At 38.4% G+C, this 16,503-nt stretch carries 16 protein-coding genes and 1 other annotated feature; of the genes, 10 read left to right on the top strand and 6 right to left on the bottom strand.

Annotation, left to right across the window (positions count from 1 at the left end; translation table 11 throughout):
• The 3 genes from EPL02_RS18965 to EPL02_RS18955 form a co-directional block, all read right to left on the bottom strand.
• Positions 1–1,149, bottom strand: a complete 1,149-nt coding sequence (locus tag EPL02_RS18965; RefSeq protein WP_131888426.1) for a glycosyltransferase family 4 protein — start codon at positions 1,147–1,149, stop codon at positions 1–3.
• A gap of 20 nt (positions 1,150–1,169) precedes the next feature.
• Positions 1,170–1,700, bottom strand: coding sequence for a phosphatase PAP2 family protein (locus EPL02_RS18960; protein WP_094911949.1), 531 nt, complete (start codon positions 1,698–1,700; stop codon positions 1,170–1,172).
• A gap of 237 nt (positions 1,701–1,937) precedes the next feature.
• Positions 1,938–2,459, bottom strand: a complete 522-nt coding sequence (locus tag EPL02_RS18955; protein ID WP_094911948.1) for a gamma carbonic anhydrase — start codon at positions 2,457–2,459, stop codon at positions 1,938–1,940.
• A 104-nt stretch (positions 2,460–2,563) separates the two neighbouring features.
• Here EPL02_RS18955 and EPL02_RS18950 point away from each other — a divergent pair, with 104 nt between their 5' ends.
• Both EPL02_RS18950 and EPL02_RS18945 read left to right on the top strand, forming a co-directional pair.
• Complete coding sequence (locus EPL02_RS18950; protein ID WP_094911947.1) at positions 2,564–3,340, top strand: alpha/beta fold hydrolase; 777 nt, start codon at positions 2,564–2,566, stop codon at positions 3,338–3,340.
• A 31-nt stretch (positions 3,341–3,371) separates the two neighbouring features.
• The gene (locus EPL02_RS18945) at positions 3,372–4,430 is read left to right on the top strand and encodes a tetraprenyl-beta-curcumene synthase family protein (protein WP_094911946.1); all 1,059 of its coding nucleotides are present in this window, start codon (positions 3,372–3,374) and stop codon (positions 4,428–4,430) included.
• 22 nt (positions 4,431–4,452) lie between these two features.
• Here EPL02_RS18945 and mnmM read toward each other — a convergent pair whose 3' ends face one another.
• Together mnmM and mnmL are read right to left on the bottom strand one after the other, a co-directional pair.
• Positions 4,453–5,025, bottom strand: a complete 573-nt coding sequence (gene mnmM / locus EPL02_RS18940) for a tRNA 5-(aminomethyl)-2-thiouridylate-methyltransferase MnmM (RefSeq protein ID WP_094911945.1) — start codon at positions 5,023–5,025, stop codon at positions 4,453–4,455.
• On the bottom strand, positions 5,022–5,984 hold the full coding sequence (gene mnmL, locus EPL02_RS18935) for a tRNA modification radical SAM protein MnmL/YtqA (RefSeq protein WP_131888425.1): 963 nt from the start codon (positions 5,982–5,984) through the stop codon (positions 5,022–5,024). Before mnmL ends, mnmM begins: the two co-directional genes overlap by 4 nt.
• 194 nt (positions 5,985–6,178) lie before the next feature.
• Between mnmL and EPL02_RS18930 the strand changes: the two genes are divergently transcribed.
• From EPL02_RS18930 to EPL02_RS18900, 7 genes are all read left to right on the top strand, one after another.
• On the top strand, positions 6,179–6,442 hold the full coding sequence (locus EPL02_RS18930) for a YtzC family protein (RefSeq protein ID WP_094911943.1): 264 nt from the start codon (positions 6,179–6,181) through the stop codon (positions 6,440–6,442).
• A gap of 13 nt (positions 6,443–6,455) precedes the next feature.
• Positions 6,456–6,611 carry a glycogen biosynthesis protein GlgD gene (locus EPL02_RS18925; RefSeq protein ID WP_094911942.1) on the top strand — a complete coding sequence of 52 codons (156 nt, stop codon included), beginning with the start codon at positions 6,456–6,458 and terminating at the stop codon, positions 6,609–6,611.
• A gap of 169 nt (positions 6,612–6,780) precedes the next feature.
• Positions 6,781–7,977, top strand: a complete 1,197-nt coding sequence (locus EPL02_RS18920; RefSeq protein ID WP_350019658.1) for an MDR family MFS transporter — start codon at positions 6,781–6,783, stop codon at positions 7,975–7,977.
• A 160-nt stretch (positions 7,978–8,137) separates the two neighbouring features.
• Positions 8,138–9,460, top strand: coding sequence for a GntP family permease (locus EPL02_RS18915; protein ID WP_131888424.1), 1,323 nt, complete (start codon positions 8,138–8,140; stop codon positions 9,458–9,460).
• Positions 9,461–9,651: 191 nt separating this feature from the next.
• Positions 9,652–9,873 (top strand) — a binding site (T-box leader).
• 64 nt (positions 9,874–9,937) lie between these two features.
• Positions 9,938–12,352: a leucine--tRNA ligase gene (leuS, locus tag EPL02_RS18910; protein ID WP_131888423.1), complete on the top strand. Its 2,415-nt coding sequence runs from the start codon at positions 9,938–9,940 to the stop codon at positions 12,350–12,352.
• 122 nt (positions 12,353–12,474) lie between these two features.
• On the top strand, positions 12,475–12,786 hold the full coding sequence (locus EPL02_RS18905) for a rhodanese-like domain-containing protein (protein ID WP_094911939.1): 312 nt from the start codon (positions 12,475–12,477) through the stop codon (positions 12,784–12,786).
• Positions 12,787–13,157: 371 nt separating this feature from the next.
• The gene (locus tag EPL02_RS18900; RefSeq protein ID WP_094911937.1) at positions 13,158–13,337 is read left to right on the top strand and encodes a sporulation protein Cse60; all 180 of its coding nucleotides are present in this window, start codon (positions 13,158–13,160) and stop codon (positions 13,335–13,337) included.
• A gap of 4 nt (positions 13,338–13,341) precedes the next feature.
• Here the strand turns inward: EPL02_RS18900 and EPL02_RS18895 are convergent, their stop codons facing one another.
• Entirely contained in the window at positions 13,342–14,616 is a 1,275-nt protein-coding gene (locus EPL02_RS18895) for a BaiN/RdsA family NAD(P)/FAD-dependent oxidoreductase (protein WP_131888422.1), read from the bottom strand.
• Positions 14,617–14,824: 208 nt separating this feature from the next.
• On the opposite strand from EPL02_RS18895, the gene EPL02_RS18890 reads away from it, so the two are divergent.
• Positions 14,825–16,471: a putative polysaccharide biosynthesis protein gene (locus EPL02_RS18890; protein WP_131888421.1), complete on the top strand. Its 1,647-nt coding sequence runs from the start codon at positions 14,825–14,827 to the stop codon at positions 16,469–16,471.
• The last annotated feature ends 32 nt before the right edge of the window (positions 16,472–16,503 follow it).

The following is a 16,503-nucleotide window of genomic DNA, read 5'->3' as shown; positions in this document are numbered from 1 at the left end:
TTATTTCACAAATTCTAACCCATGGGTGGATTTAGTCGCGACTGATTCATAGCGAAGCAGTAATTGGTCAAATACAGAATCCCACGATTGCGTAAGAGCATAACGACGAGCAGCATCTCCAAACCTTAAGCGAAGCTGGGGAGATTCTAATAAAGTGCAGATGGATTCAATAAACTCTTCAAGTGAATTAGGGGTACAGAGGTAGCCATTTTTCTTATTGCTAACAATATGTTTTACCCCTCCTGCATTAGCAGCAATAACGGGTGTCCCACAGGATAATGCTTCTAATACAACATTACCAAAGGTTTCCGTTTCAGAAGGGAATATGAATAAATCAGAAGCTGCGTATAGTTTAGCTAAATGCTCATGTTCTAAGAAGCCAATGAACGTAATGGAATCACCTGCTTCTTGCTCTAGTGCTTCTTTGCTAGGTCCATCTCCAACGATAAGCCATTGTACTTGGTGACGTAGATGATTAGGAAGTAAACGTGATAGTTTCAAGAAAAATGCTACGTTTTTTTCAGGAGATAAACGTCCAACGTATGTTAAAATATAAGGTCTTTTTATATTATATTTTATGCGGATATCAAATTTATCATAGTAGGGATGAAATAAATGATGATCGACTCCTCGAGACCAGATAGATACATCTTTAAAGCCTTGATTTAAGAGCTGCTTTTTTGTTTCAAGAGAAGGAACAAAGATTTCTTCAAACGGTTCATAAAACCATTTCATGTATCTCCACAGAAGAGGAGATAAGTGTCCCAACTTGTAGCTTGGAAGGTAATGCTCAAAATCAGTGTGATGAGAACCGACTAAAGGAATGCTAAGTTTTTTAGCCACGTGAATACCACTCAGACCCATTGAAAAAGGGGTAGCAACATGCATAATAGTAGGATTGAACTCTCTTATCTTCTTTTTTATTTTTACAATATTCGGTAAAGCAAACCGACATTGTGGATAAAGAAAAAATGGTATACTTAATGAATGATTAATGGGTAATGGACTAAATGTGCGAGATGATGATTCAGGTGCAAAAATCTCATAGTCAATTCGTTGACGAGATAAGTAATAAGTAAAGCGCTCTAATGTCTTTGCGACTCCGTTAATTTCAGGAGAAAACGTATCTGATATCAATGCAATCCTCATCCTACCACCTCCACTTTGATTTAGTAGAATAACTGTAGACCAATAATTCCAGAAAATACACCTAACAGCATGCCCACAAATACGTCAGTAGGATAGTGAAGCCCTAAATAAATCCGCGACACGCCTACTAAAAAAGCAAGTGGGAATAAAAAGAAAATTGAAATAGGTACAGCAATCATAATGGGTGCTAGAAATGAAAAAATAGCTGTTGTATGCCCGGATGGAAATGAGTGATCTTGTAAGGGATTATCCAATACTTTTGTTTCTTTTAATTGAAGGTAAGGGCGTTTTCTTGGATAAATTTTCTTTGTAATCGCTACAGGAATGTGGCTGATTGCTAGAGATAAAGCGCATGCGTAAGAAAGTGATAAAGATGCGCGATCAATGAATAACATCAGGAGTAGAGCCAGGCTAATCATTGAAGTTGCCCCACCGATATGGGTAATCGTGCGAAAAAAAGTGTTAAGGGGCTTGAAATCGAAATATTTATTTACGACTTGAAACAAGTGACACTCCCAATCATAAACTTGACGAATTAGTTTTGTTCGCATATAGCAACCTCCTTTAAGCCCATTATGTTCATAGATAAAGTCATTGGTGACGATGAAACGTTAAAAAAGTATATGTTTTCGTTTTTTAACGAATGTGTAGTCGCTATATTATATTGTAAGGAATGTTTGTAGAGCCAGTGCTAATCTTATGTAAAGAATGTGTGGATTTATTTAGTGCATACTAAGTAAGGTCGCTGTACAAAAAACAAGCAGTGGAGTTGACCACTGCTTGTTTCATTACTTGTTAATCGGATTAAGTGATTTATAATATTGTCCTTTTTCAACATACTGCGTGCGAATTCTGTTCATATCTTTTATATCTTCATCCGTTAATTCACGGACAACTTTAGCAGGGCGGCCTAGTGCAAGTGTATGAGGAGGGATTTTTTTTCCGGGTGATACCAAGCTACCAGCTCCGATAAATGCACCTTCTCCAACTTCTGCTCCATCCAAGATAATCGACCCCATTCCAATCAGTGCGTTTTTGCGGATGAGTGCGCTATGTAAAATAACTTGATGACCGACTGTTACGTCATCTTCAATGATGAGCGGCAAATTAGGGCTTTGGTGAAGGGTAGATTGTTCTTGGATATTAACACGCTTTCCAATAATAGTTGGTGACACATCACCACGAATAACAGTATTAAACCAAATGCTACTTTCATCGCCAATCGTTACATCCCCTGTAATTGTTACGTAATCAGCGATATAGCAAGTGGGTGAAATAGATGGCGTTTTTCCTTTATAAGGATAAATCATGCGTTCATCTCCTTTATTAGTTGAAAAAAGAGTAATAATCTTCTAATGTAAGTGTACATAGTTTTTTTTTACAGGTAAATAGCAAATGAAAGGGAGTAACTCTAATGCGTAAGTGGGAAACAGAAAATCCAAAAGGTGTGGTAGTCATTGTTCACGGCGCAGCTGAGCATCAAGGACGGTACCGCTGGCTAGTCGAAATGTGGCGTTCAGTCGGTATGAACGTTGTGATGGGTGACCTTCCTGGACAAGGTCTAACAACAAGAAGAAGAGGACACATCTTATCATTTGACGAGTACGTACATGAAATTGAGAATTGGGTAAAAGAAGCACAAGCTTATGATTTACCTATTTTTCTATTAGGACATAGCATGGGTGGGCTTGCTGTTATTCGAACACTTCAGTTGAAGAACTTACCAATATGGGGAGCAATCTTATCATCACCATGTCTAGGTCTAAAAGAACAAGTTCCAGCTTATTTAGACGTCTTGTCTAAAGGGTTAAATAAAGTAATGCCAACGAAATTATTTGACTTAGGCTTGACTGTAGAAAAAGCAACAAGAAATCCAGAAGTAAGAGACGAAGACCAGAATGATTCATTGTATGTGACAAAAGTTTCGGTTCGGTGGTATCGCGAACTTGTAGAAGCGATTAATATGGCGTTTCGTGATATTGAAAAAATGCCTGATGTTCCACTTCTTGTTATGCAAGCTGGAGAAGATAAAATTATTGAAAAATTAATTGTAAAGCAGTGGTTTGACGAAGTAGATTTAAGCGAAAAAATCTATAAAGAATGGCCTCAGCTTTATCATGAAATCTTTAATGAACCTGAACGAGATTATGTTTTCACATATGCAAATAGCTTTGTTAACCTTCATATTTAATAAAGCTTGAAACAACGGAGGTGGGGAACCTGTGAAGATACCGTCTCATCCCTTGTCTTTAATGGGGAAAATTTATCGAGGCATCATGCCAACTGTACATGAAGAATTGAAGCAGTGGCGTTTAAAAGCAGAGAAAATACCAAATATAGAGCTTAGAACGCAGGCTTTAGATAGCATTAATACCAAAACCTTTCACTGTGAAGGAGGAGGTATACTAGCAATTTTGGCAAAAGACCAAATGGAGGCCTGCATTCGATTTATCGTTGCGTATCAGACCATTAGCGACTATTTAGACAATTTGTGTGATCGCAGCAATTCGCTCGATCCAAAAGATTTTGCTGCGCTCCATGAGTCCATGCCAGATGCTTTAACACCTGGTGCACCATTAAAGGACTATTACCGCTATCGAGATGATAAAGATGACGGCGGATATCTTAATGAGCTGGTTCTTACATGTCAACAGACGTTGGCTAAAGCAGTGAACTATGCTATCGTAGCACCTTATTTAATTGAGCTAGCTACGTACTACTGTGACTTACAGATACATAAACATGTACGAATAGAAGAACGTGTACCTAGGCTCGAGAAATGGTTTTCAGAGCATAAGGAAGCATTACCACAGATGTCATGGTATGAATTTTCTGCATGTTCAGGGTCGACACTTGGAATCTTTTGTTTAGCTGCTTATAGTTTTACAAAAGGTTTTACATTGCAACATGCAGAGCAAGTACGTAATGGATACTTTCCTTATATTCAAGGGTTGCATATCTTGTTAGACTATTTAATTGATCAAGAGGAAGATGTGGTAGGAGGAGATTTAAACTTTTGCTTTTATTATCCTCATCATCAAGATATGATGAATCGATTTCTACACTTTGTTACAAAGTCTGGTGAGCATGCTAAAAACTTACCAGATGCTCATTTTCATCGCTTTATTTATCAAGGTTTACTAGGTGTTTATTTATCAGATCAAAAAGTTCGAAGCCAAAAGGAAGTAGCTCGAAATGCTAAAAGGCTTATAAAAGCAGGCGGGTCTTTGAGTTATTTTTTCTATGTTAACGGTCGATTATATCGAATGTTAAAAAGATAAGCTTTTGCCATCTGGCAAAAGCTTATCTTTTTTCAATTGCCACAATAAATGGCGGGTTATTTTGCTGGTTGATGAATTGATAGCGTAAAACGTGAACGAGCTGTTGATCAAGATTCGACACATAATGTAGTACATCATCACGCTCTAGCTGTCCTTGTTCATGCCCATGATAAATAACAAGTACAATCAGTCCCTCAGGTGCCAATAGTTCAATAAGCTGTTCAATGGCTTGGATAGTAGACGTCGAGAGAGTAACAATCTCTTTATTTCCACCAGGTAGGTAACCGAGGTTGAAGATTGCTCCTGTTAGCTTACCATGTAGATAAGGTGGAATATGTTTTTTTAAATGACTATGGCTATCTTTTATAAGTGTAACTTGTTGTTCAATACCTTGTTTAACCAATCGTTCAAATGTATTTTGAATGGCTTCATCTTGGATATCAAATCCGTATACATGTCCATTTGCGCCCACTAATTTCGCTAAGAATGACGTATCGTGACCGTTTCCAACAGTCGCATCAATGACTGTATCGCCTTCGTTAACAGCACTTGTTAATAGTGTACGGGCAAAGGGGAGAATGCGTTCAATTTTCATAATGTTGAAACACCCTTTGAAAAGAATTTTCCTTGATAGCTACTTCGACGTTTGAGCTCTTGGTCAATTGTGTTCAATACATTCCATTTATCCACGCTCCACATTGGTCCAATCATTAAATCGATTGGGCCATCTCCTGTAATGCGATGAACAATCATTTCTGGTGGTAGAATCTCAAGCTGATCGCAAACAAGGCTGATATAATCATCAAATGATAAAAATTCGAGCAGACCTTTTTCGTACTGCTTCACCATTGGTGTGCCTTTTAATAAATGCAGAAGGTGGATTTTAATACCTTGGACATCCATTTGTGCTACTTCCTTTACAGTTTCCATCATCATATCTTGAGTTTCAAGAGGAAGGCCGTTAATAATATGAGTGCAAACGCGAATGCCATGCTTTCGCAGTTTGTTCACACCCTCTAAGTAACACGCATGGTCGTGTGCGCGATTAATTAATGCAGAAGTACTTTCATGGATTGTTTGAAGCCCTAGTTCTACCCATAAATACGTACGTTCGTTAAGTTCTGCTAAATACTCAACTACGTCATCTGGTAAGCAATCTGGGCGGGTAGCAATCGATAATCCGACAACTCCTGGTAATGCTAAAACTTCTTCATATTTTTGACGTAGTTCTTCTACTGGTGCATGTGTGTTTGTAAATGCTTGAAAGTAAGCGATGTACTTTCCGTCTTTCCACTTGTGATGCATCTTTTCTTTTATCTTGTTAAATTGTGTAGTTAAGCTTTCAGCTCGGTTTCCAGCAAAATCTCCAGATCCCGCAGCGCTACAGAAAGTACAGCCGCCGTGTGCGACACTTCCGTCTCGATTTGGACAGTCAAATCCTCCGTCTAACGCCACTTTAAATACTTTATGACCAAAATGCTGCCTTAAATGGTAATTCCATGTGTGATAACGTTTATCTTCCGCTTTATATGGAAATGGGTTCACTTGACTCAAGTTAATACCCTCCTTTATCTATCTACGGTACGTGCCCTAAATACAACATCAAATTGTATCAGAAAAAAAGGAAAGTTCCAAAGGCAATTTGAAATTCTATATTTTACAAATGATTTTTTCTAGAGATATGTCGTAAATTTGCCCAAAGATGAGCAAAATACATCTGAAACTAAAGAGTGTGGAGGGAGATACCCATGGCAACACGTCAATCAGTAGATAAGCTTCTTCAACAATGTGAAGATGCGCTCCAATATGCGCAAAGTCAATTGTCTGAAGGAATGAAACAGGAACATTACAACGATACAGAATATACAAAGGCACAGCTTGGTCTTGAAAATGCCTATAAAGAACTTGAAGAGCTTGCTCATAGCGCAAATGATCAACAACGTGAACAGCTTTATCGTATGCGCCTTCAAATTCAGCAGATCCAAAATCGAATGATTTTAACTGAACATTAAGGGGGAAACAGTGATGGCTACTCGTTCAAACCAGAATAATCCGGAACAAAAAACAAAAAATGGAATCAACAATAACGATATTGAAGCAGGTAAAGATTTTGATCCTGTAAAAGAATTAAAAGCTCGTAATAGCAAGCGTGCACAGCCTGATAAATCGAAAACAAAGTAAGGTAAAAAGAGCGCGAAAGCATTTGCTTTCGCGCTCTTTTTCAATAGAAAGTTAATTGAAAACATTTTTAATTGACTTTCTATATGCTAACTCATTGCGAAATGCAGTAGAAAGGACTAGAATGTACGTTGGCTTTAAAAGTTCTCAACAATTGAAAGGAGAAATAGATATGCCAAAGTCATTATGGTTTTTAATCATTGGAATGTTAGTGAATGTTACAGGCGCTTCGTTTTTATGGCCTTTAAACACAATTTATATACATGATCATCTTGGTAAATCATTATCGGTAGCAGGCTTTGTTTTAATGCTAAATGCTGGTGCTAGCGTAATCGGTAATCTTATTGGAGGTACTTTATTTGATAAAATAGGTGGATACAAATCCATTTTGTCCGGTATTATTATTACTTTGATAGCATTAGTCGGGTTAGTTTTTTTTCACGATTGGCCTACATACGTGGTACTGCTTGTGATCGTTGGTTTCGGATCTGGAATTGTATTTCCATCTATGTACGCAATGGCCGGGACAGTTTGGCCAGAAGGGGGACGTAAATCTTTTAATGCTATTTATGTAGCTCAAAATGCCGGGGTAGCCATTGGTGCAGCTCTTGGCGGAATTGTAGCTTCTTATTCATTCACCTATATCTTTTTAGCAAACACGTTACTGTACGTAGTTTTTTTATTGATTGCATTTTTTACGTACAAGAACATTTCAGTTACAGGTTCAGCTCAAACGAATGTATTGCAAGAGGCTAAAGGAATTAAAAATCACTATAAGCTGATTGCTCTATTAACGTTATGTGTGGGCTATTTGCTTTGCTGGATGGCATATGTACAGTGGCAAACAACAATTGCTACCCATACATTAGAGCTTAACATCCCACTCTCTCAATACAGCATGCTTTGGACAATAAACGGCATTTTAATCGTTGCAGGACAACCGTTTATTGTACCAGTTGTACAAAAGTTTGCAAAAACGTTAAAAGTACAAATTATGATCGGGACGGCAATCTTTATTGCATCTTTTGTCATTGTTCTACAGGCCACGACTTTTGTAGACTTTTTAGTTGCAATGGTTGTCTTAACAATTGGAGAAATGTTTGTTTGGCCAGCAGTACCTGCGGTAGCAAACGAATTGGCGCCAAAAGGTAGAGAAGGATTCTACCAAGGTATTGTAAACAGTACGGCTACAGGAGGAAGAATGATTGGTCCTGTTTTCGGTGGGATGATGGTAGATCATTTTGATGTTTCTATACTTGTGTATAGCTTAATTGTTTTTCTGTCCTTAACATTTTTCACAACATGGTTTTATGATGTGAGAATTAGAGAAAAGTCTACAAAACGTTATCAAGTAACGGTTTCAAAATAAATAAAAATCTACAAAGCGGTGCTATATAGCATCGTTTTTTTGTTCTATAAAACCTGGTATGTCTCAATGGTTTGTCTAATAAGATAGTAGAAGTCAACAGAGAGGAGGTTATTCTTCACTTAATTGTAAACGCTTTCTAAAATAAAAGGGGGAAGAAAACGTGCTTAGTATGATCGGATTAATTGGTGGTTTAGTCTTACTTATTGTGCTTACGATGAGAGGGATGAACCTATTAATTGCAGGACCTTTAAGTGCTTTGCTAGTAGCTTTAACCAGTGGAATGCCTCTGTTTCCACAGCTTGTTAAAGAAGGTGAAATAAACTTTGTTGGTAACTATATGTCCGGATTTACAGGTTTCGTGACATCTTGGTATCTAATGTTCTTACTTGGAGCAATCTTTGGAAAAGTGATGGAAGACAGTGGTGCAGCTGATAGTGTTTCAAAATGGATTGTAGAAAAGCTCGGTATGAAAAGGGCTGTATTAGCCATTGTTTTAGCCTGTGCTGTATTAACTTATGGAGGAGTCAGCTTGTTTGTCGTAGCTTTTTCTGTGTATCCTATGGCTGTAAGTTTGTTTAAGCAAGCTAACCTTCCACGACGTTTTATTCCAGCTGCTCTTGCTTTTGGTTCTGTTACGTTTACAATGACTTCAGCTGGGTCACCTGAAATTCAAAACTGGATTCCAATTGATTATTTGAATACATCACCTTATGCAGGTTGGGAAGTAAGTTTAATTGTGGCTGTATTAATGGCAGTGTTTGGCTATTGGTGGTTGAAGAAAATTATTACAAAAGCAGTGCAAAACGGTGAGTACTTTGTTGAGAGAGAGGCGGACCCAAGAACGGAGGAAGGAAGAGAGTTACCTCATCCATTGCTTAGCTTAATTCCTTTAGTTGTCGTTCTTGTTTGTTCATTTGTATTCCATAATTCATTGATGCAATCAGCTCTTATCATTGCTTTATTAAGTGGGATTATCGCTACGTATGTATTAAACCGTCGTTACTTTAAAGACTTCTGGGGAGCGCTATCTGAAGGGACGCTGGGTGCTTTGATTGCAATTGGAAATACGGCAGCTGTTGTTGGATTTGGCGGAGTAGCCAAAGCAGCTCCTGCTTTTAATGTCGCTGTTGAGGCAATGACTAGTATTCCGGGCAGTCCATTAATTGGAGGCGCCATTGCAGTAAGCGTTATTGCAGGAATGACCGGATCAGCATCCGGTGGCCAAGCGATTGCTTTACCGCTATTAGCACCACATTATATGGATGCCGGTGTTAATCCTGAAGCACTTCATCGGGTTGTGGCCATTTCATCTGGGGTATTGGACTCACTTCCTCATAATGGATATGTTGTAACAACAATTAACGCCATTTGCGGTGAAACGCATAAGGATGCCTATGGATCCGTTGCAGCTATGACTGTCGTTGTTCCCCTCGTAGGGTTAGTGGTAGCTATTGCTCTCTTTACATTTGGAGTAGGTATTTAAAGAGTAAGAGGTTCAGCACATGGACATTTTAGCTGTTTATGTGCTGAATGTTTGGATATTTCTTAAAAAAGTGGGCATTATGTATGTTTTTAAGAGATTTGTTTATAAATAAGAAGAGAAACTTTGATAAAATGGTGTGAACAACTTGCAGTTTAATCACATATTATTTACAATACAAGGTAGTTACTATATGAAAAGCATTGAGAAGGAATAGTAGTGGGCGATACGAGCAAAGAGAGTTGACGGTTGGTGGGAGTCAACAAACGACCGTTCATGAACTCACCTTTGAGCTGTAAATGTGAACAAAGTAGCATTTATCGTCATCCGCGTTAAGGAAAATGAGTGAGTACATACATAATTTGTGCTAATGTGGGTGGTACCGCGGGAAGTTTATTCAACCTCTCGTCCCTTTCTTAAGGGATGAGGGGTTTTTTATAGTTCTAACACCATTGTCTTAAAATAGAAGGAGGAGTATTCATGGCCTTTAACCATAAGCAAATTGAGAAGAAGTGGCAACAGGTTTGGGAAGAAAATCATACATTTAAAACGACTGAAGATAAAGGAAAGCGTAAATTTTATGCGCTAGATATGTTTCCATATCCATCTGGAGCTGGCCTACATGTAGGGCATCCAGAAGGGTATACAGCAACAGATATTTTATCTCGTATGAAGCGTATGCAAGGATATAACGTACTTCATCCAATGGGATGGGATGCATTTGGGTTACCAGCAGAGCAGTATGCGTTAGATACAGGAAATGACCCAGCGCAATTCACAGAGCAAAATATTAACAACTTCCGTCGCCAAATCAAATCTCTAGGTTTCTCATATGACTGGGAGCGTGAAATCAATACAACAGATCCAAGCTACTATAAGTGGACGCAGTGGATTTTCTTAAAGTTATACGAAAAGGGATTAGCGTATATTGATGAGGTTGCGGTAAACTGGTGTCCAGCTCTTGGGACGGTATTAGCGAACGAAGAAGTTATTGATGGTAAAAGTGAGCGTGGGGGTCACCCAGTAGAACGACGTCCAATGAAGCAGTGGATGTTAAAAATTACTGCTTATGCAGATCGATTACTGGAAGATTTGGAAGAATTAGATTGGCCAGAGAGCATTAAAGAAATGCAGCGTAATTGGATTGGTCGTTCTGAAGGGGCACATGTTCACTTCACAATTGATGGACATGATGAAACGTTTACCGTGTTTACTACGCGCCCAGATACTCTTTTTGGCGCGACGTATGCCGTATTAGCACCAGAGCATCCATTTGTGGATAAAATTACAACAGCTGAGCAAAAAGCAGCAGTAGGTGCCTATATTGAGAAGATTAAAAGTAAAAGTGACTTAGAACGTACAGATTTAGCAAAAGATAAAACAGGTGTATTTACAGGAGCTTATGCGGTTAACCCAGTAAATGGCGAAAAAATGCCAATCTGGATTGCAGATTACGTATTAATGAGCTACGGAACAGGTGCGATTATGGCAGTTCCAGCTCACGATGAGCGTGACTATGAGTTTGCTGTTAAGTTTGAGCTTCCAATTAAGGAAGTTGTAGCGGGAGGAGACGTTTCGAAAGAAGCGTACACAGGAGATGGCGAGCACGTTAACTCTGACTTCTTAAACGGTTTAAATAAAGAAGAAGCAATTGAAAATATGATTGCTTGGTTAGAAACAAACAAAAAAGGTGAAAAACAAGTTACGTACCGATTACGCGACTGGTTATTTAGCCGTCAGCGTTATTGGGGAGAACCAATTCCAGTAATTCATTGGGAAGACGGTACAACAACACCTGTTCCAGAAAGCGAGCTGCCACTAGTACTTCCAAAAACAACGGAAATTAAGCCTTCGGGTACAGGGGAATCACCATTAGCAAACATTGATGAATTTGTAAACGTAGTAGACCCAGAAACAGGTAAAAAAGGCCGTCGTGAAACAAATACAATGCCACAATGGGCTGGAAGCTGCTGGTACTACTTACGCTACATTGATCCAAAAAATGAAGATGCATTGGCTGATGCAGAAAAATTAAAAGAATGGTTACCGGTTGATATTTACATCGGTGGTGCAGAGCATGCCGTTCTTCACTTATTATATGCTCGCTTCTGGCACAAGTTTTTATATGATATTGGAGTAGTACCGACAAAAGAGCCGTTCCAAAAGTTATTTAACCAAGGAATGATTCTTGGTGAGAACAATGAAAAAATGAGTAAATCAAAAGGTAACGTTGTGAACCCGGATGAGATTGTTGAAAGTCATGGTGCAGATACACTTCGTCTATATGAAATGTTCATGGGACCTTTAGATGCTTCCATTGCTTGGTCAACAAAAGGTTTAGATGGAGCAAGACGCTTCATCGATCGCGTATGGCGTTTGTTAATGGATGACAACGGTGAACTAAGTGATAAAGTGAAAGAAAGCGATGATAAAACATTAGAGCGCGTATACCACCAAACGGTGAAAAAGGTAACGGAAGATTATGAAGGGCTTCGTTTTAATACAGCTATTTCACAATTAATGGTGTTTATCAACGATGCATATAAAGTTGATGTTCTTCCAAAACAATACGTGGAAGGCATTGTGAAGTTACTTGCACCAATTTGTCCACACGTTACAGAAGAGCTGTGGAATAAACTTGGTCATGAAGAAACAATCTCATATGAGGCTTGGCCTGCTTTTGATGAAGCAAAATTAGTAGATGATGAAGTTGAAATTGTTGTTCAAGTGAACGGTAAAGTACGTGCAAAGCTAAACGTTCCAGCCGAAGCATCACGCGAACAGCTTCAAGATATCGCAATGGCAAATGAAAACGTGCAAGAGCAAATCGAAGGCAAGACTGTCAGAAAAGTGATTGCTGTGCCAGGTAAATTAGTAAACATTGTAGCAAACTAAGAACTAATAATAGAGGTCTGAGGCAAGAGCCTCAGGCTTTTTTTATGTAAGTAGAATTTCATTTATCACTTTTGTTACAATAATAGCAGAGGCACGAATACATAATGAGAGGGTTGAAAAAGATGGAACAAGTAAAAGAAATTACAACAGAAGAGCTAAAGAAGCGTTTGGAACAAAATGAAGAACTTGAGCTAGTAGACGTTCGCGAAGATGAAGAAGTAGAAGAAGGTATTATTCCAGGGGCAAGACATATTCGCATGAATGATATTCCTTCACATATTGATGCTTTTGATAAAGAAAAAGAATATATCTTTATCTGTCGCTCAGGTCGCCGTAGTGAGAACGTATGTTATTACTTACAAGAGCAAGGATACAAAGTGCGCAACATGGTTGGCGGTATGCTTGAATGGGAAGGCGAGATAACTAAAAAGTAAATGAACCAAGCCGAGGCACAATCGTTTCAGCGAATGAGATACTCGAACTATCGAAAGGTAATGACTTTTGATAGCTTGGGTATCTTTTTGTCATTCTCAAAACCAGCTGGAAAATTAGTGGAAGAAACGCAACTTCTGTGGAAACTGAAGGAAAGGCTGATACCTTATAATCCGATGGAGTAAAATGGTTATTTGAATTTTAATATTTTAGTGGAGGTATCATTTATCTTCTAGCAAGAATTAGTTGGATTTGTTCCACACTCTTTTTAATTCAACGTATAAATTTTATAAGAATGTCTATAGTGATTGATACATATGTTAATAGAAATGTCCAAGCAGTGATAATCATGGGATGAAAGTGGTGTCGCGGTGTGGTTCAAGTAAAAGTATTTGATAAAGAGCATGAAAAAGATCTAGAAGTAGCTCTAAATCGCTTTTTGAAAAAATTTGATGATGACGATATTGTAGACATTAAGTATCAGGTCACAGTAGATGTGGATCGAGATGAACAGGTATACTGTTTTTCAGCAATGGTCATATATAAAGCCTAGCGCATTAATGCGCTAGGCTTTTGGCATACTCTCCTGCATTTGTTCCAGCAAGCCTTCCTGTTACTAAAGCTGACGTAATGTTATAGCCGCCTGTATAGCCATGAATATCTAAAATTTCGCCGCAAAAGTAAAGGCCATTCATGAATTTTGAAGACATTTCTTTTGGGTGAACTTCCTTTACGGATACGCCTCCACCCGTTACAAATGCTTTTTCAAGAGATAACGTTCCATTTACAGAAAACGTAAATCGTTTCATCAGACCGACAAATTCACGAAGGCGATCATGCGAAATTTGTCCTGCAAGCTCTTGCTCTTCAATATGAGAAGCTTGAAACAAAAATAGTAAATAGCGCTCAGGCACAAATCCTTTTAACACATTTTTGATTGCTTTTTTGGGCTCTTCTTTTAAAAGTGAAACAACTTTTTGAAAGAGGTTTTCTTCGTTTATATCTGGAAATGAGTCAATCATCATTTCAACAGTCGTTGTCTTTTGCTTTTTAAGCTCTTTGACAACATATTGACTGCAGCGTAATACGGCAGGTCCAGAAATTCCAAAGTGCGTAAAAATCATATCCATTCGATGCGTAATGACTGGCTTCCCTTTTTTATTTAAAACGCTTAACCCGACGCTACGTAATGATAAACCTTGCAATGCTTTTTCTCGAATAAATGCTTCGTTTGAAGTGACGGGAACTTCGGTTGGGTAAAGTTCTGTAATGGTATGCCCGGCTGCTTCTGCCCAAGCGTATCCATCACCTGTAGAACCTGTATGAGGAACAGATTTTCCTCCAACAGCTAAAATAACTGCCTTGGTGTGGATTACTTCACCTGTCTCTAACTGAACTGCTTTTACTGCATTGTTCTCATATACAACTTTTCGTACAGGCGTGTTTGTGCGTACATGAACGTTTAAACGCTTTAGCTCACCAATCAGTGCATCAACGACTGATTGTGCCTTATTTGATACGGGAAACATGCGTCCGTGATCTTCTTCCTTTAAAGCAATTCCAAGGTTTTCAAAAAACGAGATAATATCTTCGTTATTAAAAATTGAAAATGCACTATATAAGAAGCGTCCGTTTCCTGGAATGTGCTTAATAATTTCATCAATTGGAAGTCGGTTCGTGACGTTACAACGTCCACCACCCGAAATAGCTAGCTTCCGGCCTAGCTTTGTTCCTTTGTCTACTAATAGTACCTTTGCGCCTTTTTCACCAGCTGCAATCGATGCCATCAAACCAGAAGGTCCTCCTCCGATTACGATTACATCATAAATCATATCTTCACCAACCTGTCTATTTTATAAAATTTGAGTTTGTTCACTGACAAATGAACAAACTTTGGATAAAATGGGCTATAGTCTTGTTTTTTTTCTAGCTGCTAGCAGCAGTTAACATTAAAGCATGTCTGAAATAAAACTGCAACTTGATTCCTTTTTATTTTATCACTATTATCAAAGTGTAACATTACGTATCGGAGGCAAGCTTATGTCTGATTCAAAGCTATTACGAGGAACATTTGTGTTAACGTTAGGAACATATATTTCTCGTATACTAGGAATGATTTATATTTTTCCATTTGCAACGCTCGTTGGAGCTGTAGGTGGCGCCTTATTTGGTTATGGGTATAACCAATATGCTATTTATCTAAGTATTGCAACGGCAGGAATGCCGATGGCTGTTTCAAAATTCGTATCTAAATACAATGCAATGGGTGATTATTATACGAGTAGGAGAATGTATCGTGCAGGCCTTAAGCTCATGCTTGTCACAGGGATTTTATCTTTTCTCTTACTTTATTCTTTATCTCCTTTTATTGCGAATTTAACACTGGGAGGAGCAGATTTAGATAATTCGTTAGAAGACGTTGTCATGGTTATGCGTATGGTGAGCGTGGCGCTTCTTGTCGTACCTATTATGAGTTTAATGCGTGGATTTTTCCAAGGACACCAGTCTATGGGACCAACTGCTGTTTCACAAGTTATTGAACAGTTTGTCCGCGTTGTCTTTTTACTCGCTTCTACGTACATCGTGTTAAAAGTTGTCGGAGGCAGTCTAGCCTTAGCGGTTGGATTTGCAACGATGGGGGCATTTGTAGGTGCGCTCGGTGGATTAGCTGTCTTGTTATGGTATTGGAAAAAACGAAAGCCTCATTTAGATAAGATGGTACAAGAGCAAAAAGTTACGCCAACGCGTATTTCAACGGTTTCTATTTTTAAAGAGTTGTTTACGTATTCTATTCCGTATGTGTTTGTTGGACTTGCAATTCCGCTTTACCAGTATGTTGATCAATTTACATTTAACCGTGCAATGGTAGCTGCTGGCCAAAAAGAAATTGCGGAGACGATGAATGGGATTGTGCAGTCTTATGTACCAAAGCTAGTAATGATTCCTGTTTCATTAGCTACTGCTTTTGGATTAACGCTGGTTCCAACAATTACACGATCGTTTGTGAATCAAGATTACACGGCTCTTCAAAAGCAGATTGACCAGACGTATCAAACGATTATGTTCTTAGTATTACCAGCATCAGTTGGTTTGATGGCTTTAGCAGGTCCAGCCTATGGAACATTCTTTGGTATAGAAGACGTTAAAGCTGGCGGAACAGTCCTATTAGCTTACGCACCAGTGGCGTTATTATTTTCATTTTTCACTGTGAATGCCGCGATTTTACAAGGTGTGAATAAACAAAAATATGCGGTAATCAGTTTAGCATTTGGTCTAATTGTGAAAATTATTTGTAACGTACCATTTATTTATCTATTTCACGAGTTAGGTTCTATTTTAGCAACGGCTCTTGGCTATCTTGTATCTATTGCATATACATTTTATCTCATTAAAAAGTATGCGAATTATGATTACCAAGCATTTATCAAACGTACAGTATTAATCTTTATCTTCGTTGCTATTATGGGATTAAGCGTTAAAGTACTTTCCTTTATTTTAGGTTTCTTCCTAATGTACGATCAAAGCCGTATTGCAGCTGTAGTAATTACCTTTATTGGAGCAGGTGTTGGAGGGGGTATATACGGTGTAGCTACGTATCGTTCGACATTATTAGAGCGAGTAATGGGAAAACGAATTATAAACATAATTGAACGAAAAATTTTACGCCGTCGTCCAGAGAACGGTTAAGAATAGAGTGACTCATTCAATGGGTCACTTTC

The organism is Bacillus sp. CBEL-1, assembly GCF_004348885.1.
GTDB classification, from domain to species: Bacteria; Bacillota; Bacilli; order Bacillales; family Bacillaceae_H; genus Priestia; species Priestia aryabhattai_A.
This window is presented reverse-complemented; position numbering and strand designations above follow the sequence as displayed.